Origin of the sequence: Paenibacillus sp. E194 (genome assembly GCF_000935845.1) — a bacterium.
Taxonomy (GTDB): Bacteria; Bacillota; Bacilli; order Paenibacillales; family Paenibacillaceae; genus Paenibacillus_B; species Paenibacillus_B alvei_B.
Map to the genome: position 1 here is coordinate 1 of NZ_JMDX01000311.1, position 5,644 is coordinate 5,644.

A 5,644-nucleotide genomic window follows, 5' to 3' on the forward strand; every position below is an offset into this window, starting at 1 on the left:
TCGGATCCTTCTCCTCTCCCGGCGCCAAATAGTAGGTTTTCGCCCCTTGAAGCGTTCCCCAAAATAGCTCCCATACCGATACATCGAAGCTGAACGATGTTTTTTGTAAAATAACATCCTCGGCAGTAAGCGGATAGGCTTTTTGCATCCAATTCAGGCGGTTGACGACGGAATGGTGCTCAATCGGTACTCCTTTGGGAACCCCGGTCGAACCAGAAGTATAAATGACGTAAGCTAGATGATGCGAATCCGTTATAGGCTCCAGATCAGTTTCATCTCCGCACAATGCCGGAGCTTCGTTGCGGTCAGTCTGTTTCGAAACGTCGCTGTCATCGCCACTCCATTGCTCGGTTTCTACATCGAACAGATTCCCTTCAAACGGAAGCTCCCCGGTTAACGGGCCTGCTGTTAGGACGATTCGGGCGCCACTGTCTTGCAGCATGTAATGAATTCGTTCCTGTGGATATGAAGGATCTAGCGGCACATACGCTCCGCCGGCTTTCAAAATCGCCATTATGCCTACAATTATCTCCAAGGAACGATGCATGCTAATACCGACAATTTCGTCCGGCTGAACACCTTTCTCCCGCAGCACCCGTGCAATTCGGTTGGCGCGCGCATTGAGCTGCCCGTACGTCAATTCCCGTTCGCCGAACGCGACGGCAACAGCATCCGGCGTACGCTGCACTTGGCTCTCGAACAACTGATGAATCGTGGCATCGCTTGGATAGTCAGCTTCGGAATCATTGAATCCAACCGTTATGCTTGTTCGTTCCGCTTTCGTCATAATCGGAATATCACGGAGCAACGTATCGGGTGCAAGTATGGATATCTCCATAAAGTTGGTAATATGGTCTGCGATTTGTTTGATAGAATGCTTTTTATATAAACAGGTTTTATATCGAATCGAGCCTTTTATTGAATCGTGATCGATACAAAATGAAAATAAAATGTTGAAATTGATATCTTCTGTCGAGAAACGTTGGTGTAGGTTTTCTAATAAGACTAATGTATTGATTGAAGATTCATCGAAGAAACATAAGGGGTAGTTTTCGTGTTGATATGATTGACGAATCGTATCCTTTACAAGTAATAAATACTCTTTATAAGAAAGTGAGTCATTAATGTTTTGCTTAATAATTACGCCATCGTTCATATTTGATTTATTTATGATCGGGGAGACCGCTAAAATATCCGGATGTCCCGAGTATTTATGCATTATGTACAAAAGTGCCGAATAAATAACCGTAAATATGCCCAATTCAGAATTGTTACATAATTTTTTTATTTGATGGGAAAGCTCGCTAGGGAATGAATATGTCACGCCATCCGTACAATCCTCTTCATAGCGGGAATCATATTGTTCAGGAAAAAATGACTTCGGAACGTCCCCGGAAAGCTGATGTTCCCAAAACTGTTTCTCCTTATCGAAATTCCCGCTTGATATTAGTTTATTTCGGGTATATGGATCCAATTTCATCAGAGAACCACCTCCACAAACCATATATTGTAATTTTGTAATTATCTACTTACACAACATTATAGTGCCATCCATTAGATACCTCCACATTTTTAGTAAATTTGGAACTTGAAAGGAGAACAATATTGATTTTCCCTCGAACTTAGATCGAATAGATTTGTAGTTATGGCAAGGCATCCCTTTATTCCAAAGAGATACCTTGCCGACAATAAAATTAAAAATTGAAATGAAAATCGTCTATTTCTAACTCTATCTTTTCCTCTGCAGAATCAACTTCTACCAATTGAATTTCCCTCAATTTAATGAGCGGGTTTTGACTAACTGCTTCTAATAGTTTTATAAAATCGTCAGCCATCTTCATTATCGTTTCCTTATTGAATAAATGTACGCCGTATTCGATGCAGCACTCGATGCGCTCTGATCCCTCCAGAACATATAGGGACATGTCCACTTTGGATACTTTAAACTCCGTATCTCGTTGTTTGACGTATATCCCCTGCATTTCCAAGCTGTCGTCATTTCTGGTCTGCATAGCAAACATGGTATCGAATAACGGATTACGCGAAAAATCTCTTTGAAGTTGCAAAGTACCGACAAGCTCCTCGAACGGATAGTTCTGATGTTCGAACGCCTCCAGTGTCCGCTCCTTTACTTCCCGCACGAAATCTGCGAATGTTTTTTCTTTTTCCGGATAATTCCGCATCGCCAACGTGCCGACGAACATCCCGATGAGCGGTTCCAAATTGACATGCGGCCTGCTCGCAATCGGGGTACCAACCACGATATCCTCTTGACCCGTATATTTTGATAGGAGCGCCGTATAAGCTGCAAGCAGCACCATATACATCGTGGCACCGGTTTTTGCCGTAATGTTACGCAAGCCATGAGTCATATCCTGCTGGATATCAAAGAACACGGCGTCTCCCTCAAATCGCTGCATCGCTGGACGCGCATAATCTGTAGGCAAATTCAATACCGGAATCTCTCTGGCAAACACCTCCAGCCAAAACGCTTCCTGCTGCTTCAATTTACCGCTTCGGGCCAGCTCATGCTGCCACACGGCATAATCTTTGTATTGAATGGACAGCTCAGGCAATCTCTGTCCTTCATATAGGCGCGCAAACTCCTGCATCAATAAATTGATGGACACACCATCAGAAATAATATGATGGATATCGAACAGGAGAACATGGCGTTCCGTCGCTGTTTTGATAAGCCTTACACGCAGCAACGGCGCTTGTCCCAAATCAAACGGTCGTATGAACGCTTCGATCTGCCGAGCAATATATTCTTCCTCCATTGTTGCCGATAAGTCCTCATTCGGCAGACAGTGTACCTCCACTGTGAACGGAACGTGTCCATGCACCAGCTGCACCGGTTCCCCGTCGATAACCCTAAACGAGGTTCGCAACGTTTCATGACGCGCAATTAATGCGCGGAATGCCGCCTCTAAACGTTCCGCATCGAGCGGCCCTATCACTGTAAATACGCCCGGCATATTGTAACTGAGCGCTGCTCCTTCCAATTGATTCAGGATGTACATTCGTTTTTGCCCTGAGGAGACCGGATAATATTCTCTGGCTTCTGTCGGCTCGATCGATGCGTACGGATCCTCTTTCATGCCTGCGATCTCTTGAGCTAACTGCTCCAGCGTCGGGCTCTGGAAGATGGAGCGCAGCGGCACGTTGATATTTAGTTCCTTGTGCATTTGAGACACGAGCATCGTTGCTTTTAGCGAATGTCCTCCAAGCTCGAAGAAATTATCTTTTACTCCGATACGCTCTATGTCCAACACGTGCTGCCAAATCTCCGCTAACCGGGCTTCCAGCCCTGTCCGCGGCGCTACATATTCCCCTCCATTTGCAATACGGCCTTTCGGTTCCGGCAATGCGTGACGGTCAAGCTTCCCGTTTGCCGTCAACGGCAGTTCATCTAACTGTACGAAGAACGACGGAATCATATAGCCCGGTAATTGCCGTCCCAAGAATCGGCGTAGCTCCGTCGCGTCCAACGTTCCTTCTCCTAACACGTAAGCGCACAAATATGCATCTCCTTGTTCGTCTCGGCAGGCAATAACAACCGCTTCTCTAATGGCTTCATGCTGCTGCAAGCAGGCTTCAATTTCACCCAATTCCATTCGATACCCGCGAATTTTCACTTGTGCATCGATTCGGCCAAAATACTCCAGATTTCCGTCGGGCAGCCATCTTCCCAAATCTCCTGTCCGATACATCCGCTCGCCCGGCACAAACGGGTTTTCTATAAATGTTTCTGCCGTCAACTCAGGACGGTTTACATACCCTTTGGCCAAACCTTCTCCCGCAATATAGAGTTGTCCAACTGCCCCAATCGGTTGAAGCTTCATTTGCTCGTCCAAGACATATACCCGCGTATTGTTCAGTGGCTTTCCTATTGGAATCGCGCGCAAATCACGTATTTTTGCCGGCTCAATATCGAACGCTGTCGTATCGACACAGCACTCCGTTGGGCCATAGACATTGGTAATCATCGGACAGTCGTCTCCCAGAGCAGCAAACAAGTCTCGCACGTGGAAATAAGGCAACACTTCTCCACCAACAATGAAATGTTTCGGCATATACGCCGGTTGTCTGGATACCACCTCATGCAGGATTAAACCAATATGCGCCGGGGCCATATCCGATATGTCAATGGCATAATCGCAATAGAACTGAAGTAATCCTGGGCCTTCTCTTCTTATGTGCTCTGGTACGATATACAAGGTATGCCCCAACAAGAGCGATGCAAAAATTTGCTGAACGGATGCGTCAAAACCAAATGGCGCAACTAGAGCGATTCTTGTCTTGGACGGATAGCGGCCGTAAATGCGTTCCGACAAGGAAGTGACGAGATTGAGCACACTTCGGTGTCTGATCACGACTCCCTTCGGCTTTCCAGTCGAACCGGACGTATAAATAACGTATGCCGGATAATCCGAATTAGCTTCCGGTTCCGATTCCGGTATAGAATCCACTGCTTCTTCTCTATCCCCGCTCTTCAACATGTCCAGACTCAAATCCAGCGTGTGCCCGCAATAAGGTTTAATATCAGCTGTTTCAGAAGTAGGGTCGTCCACCGCATGCACCCGCTCCTTCAGATGCGGTTGAATGAGCAGCACGGATGCTTCTGAATTTTCCAACATGTAGCGGACGCGTTCGATTGGATATTCGGGATCAATCGGCAAATACGCCCCTCCAGCTTTCAATACTCCCATAATGCCTACTATCATATCGAGGGAACGTTCCGCCATGATGCCTACAATTGCGTTAGGACGCACGCCCCGCTCTTTCAGCACCCGCGCCAACAAGTTCGCGCAATCATTCAGCTCCTTGTACGTCATTCGCTGTTCCCCAAACACCGCTGCCGTCTGATCCGGCGTCCGTACCGCCTGTTCCGCAAACCATTCATGAATCGTCTTCTCTCGTGGGTAGACGGAATATGTTGCGTCGAATACGTTCAATAATCGATCTCTTTCCTCCGGCGCCAGCAGTTCCCCTTTATCGATCCGAGCAGCAGGATGCTCCACGATCTCATGCAATATGCTGAAATAGTAACCGATCAGTCGTTCTGCCCACTCCTCCGATAAAATGTGGCTTTGGTAGTCCACAAGCACCGCCATATGATCGAATGTTGTGGAGACACTAAAGTCGAACAGCGTATTTGTATTTTCATACGCCCCCACCTCCAACATTTGCTCCTTATCGGGAGCATACCGCTCCATTTGTTCCGCTTGATTATAGACATGGAAATCAACGTAATTAAACATGACGTCAAATATCGGGTTTTGCCCCGACGGATTTTCGCCAATCGCCTTGACGATTTCAAATAAAGGCAGACGGCCGTACTTCTTCAATTCTTGCAGTTTCCGGTTCACGCTCTGTATGACCGTTTCCCACGTTGCTTCTTCTTCCATCACCGACATGCGGAATGGAACCGTGTTCAGGAAGCAGCCCAGCATCCGATCCCCGTCTTCACATATCGGACGGTTATTCTCCACCAGCCCGACTACAATGTCGCTTTCGTACGAAATCATGCGCAGCATGCTTACGTAGGCGGCGAAGCATACGGTCTTAACAGAGGTTCCGTTTTGTCTGGCAGCCTCTTTAAGTCTCTCGAACAGTTCTTGGCTTACCGGATGATGAATGC

The 5,644-nt window shown here is 46.9% G+C and carries 2 protein-coding genes and 1 pseudogene; all 3 read right to left on the reverse strand.

What is annotated here, in order from left to right:
* The coding region (locus tag AZ66_RS33130) for an AMP-binding protein (protein WP_231587059.1) at nucleotides 1-787 on the reverse strand (787 nt) is incomplete at its 3' end.
* 33 nt (nucleotides 788-820) lie between these two features.
* Nucleotides 821-1,504: pseudogene (locus AZ66_RS33945) on the reverse strand (condensation domain-containing protein); the annotation flags it as partial.
* A gap of 190 nt (nucleotides 1,505-1,694) precedes the next feature.
* The coding region (locus AZ66_RS26025; protein ID WP_044357526.1) for a non-ribosomal peptide synthetase at nucleotides 1,695-5,644 on the reverse strand (3,950 nt) is incomplete at its 5' end.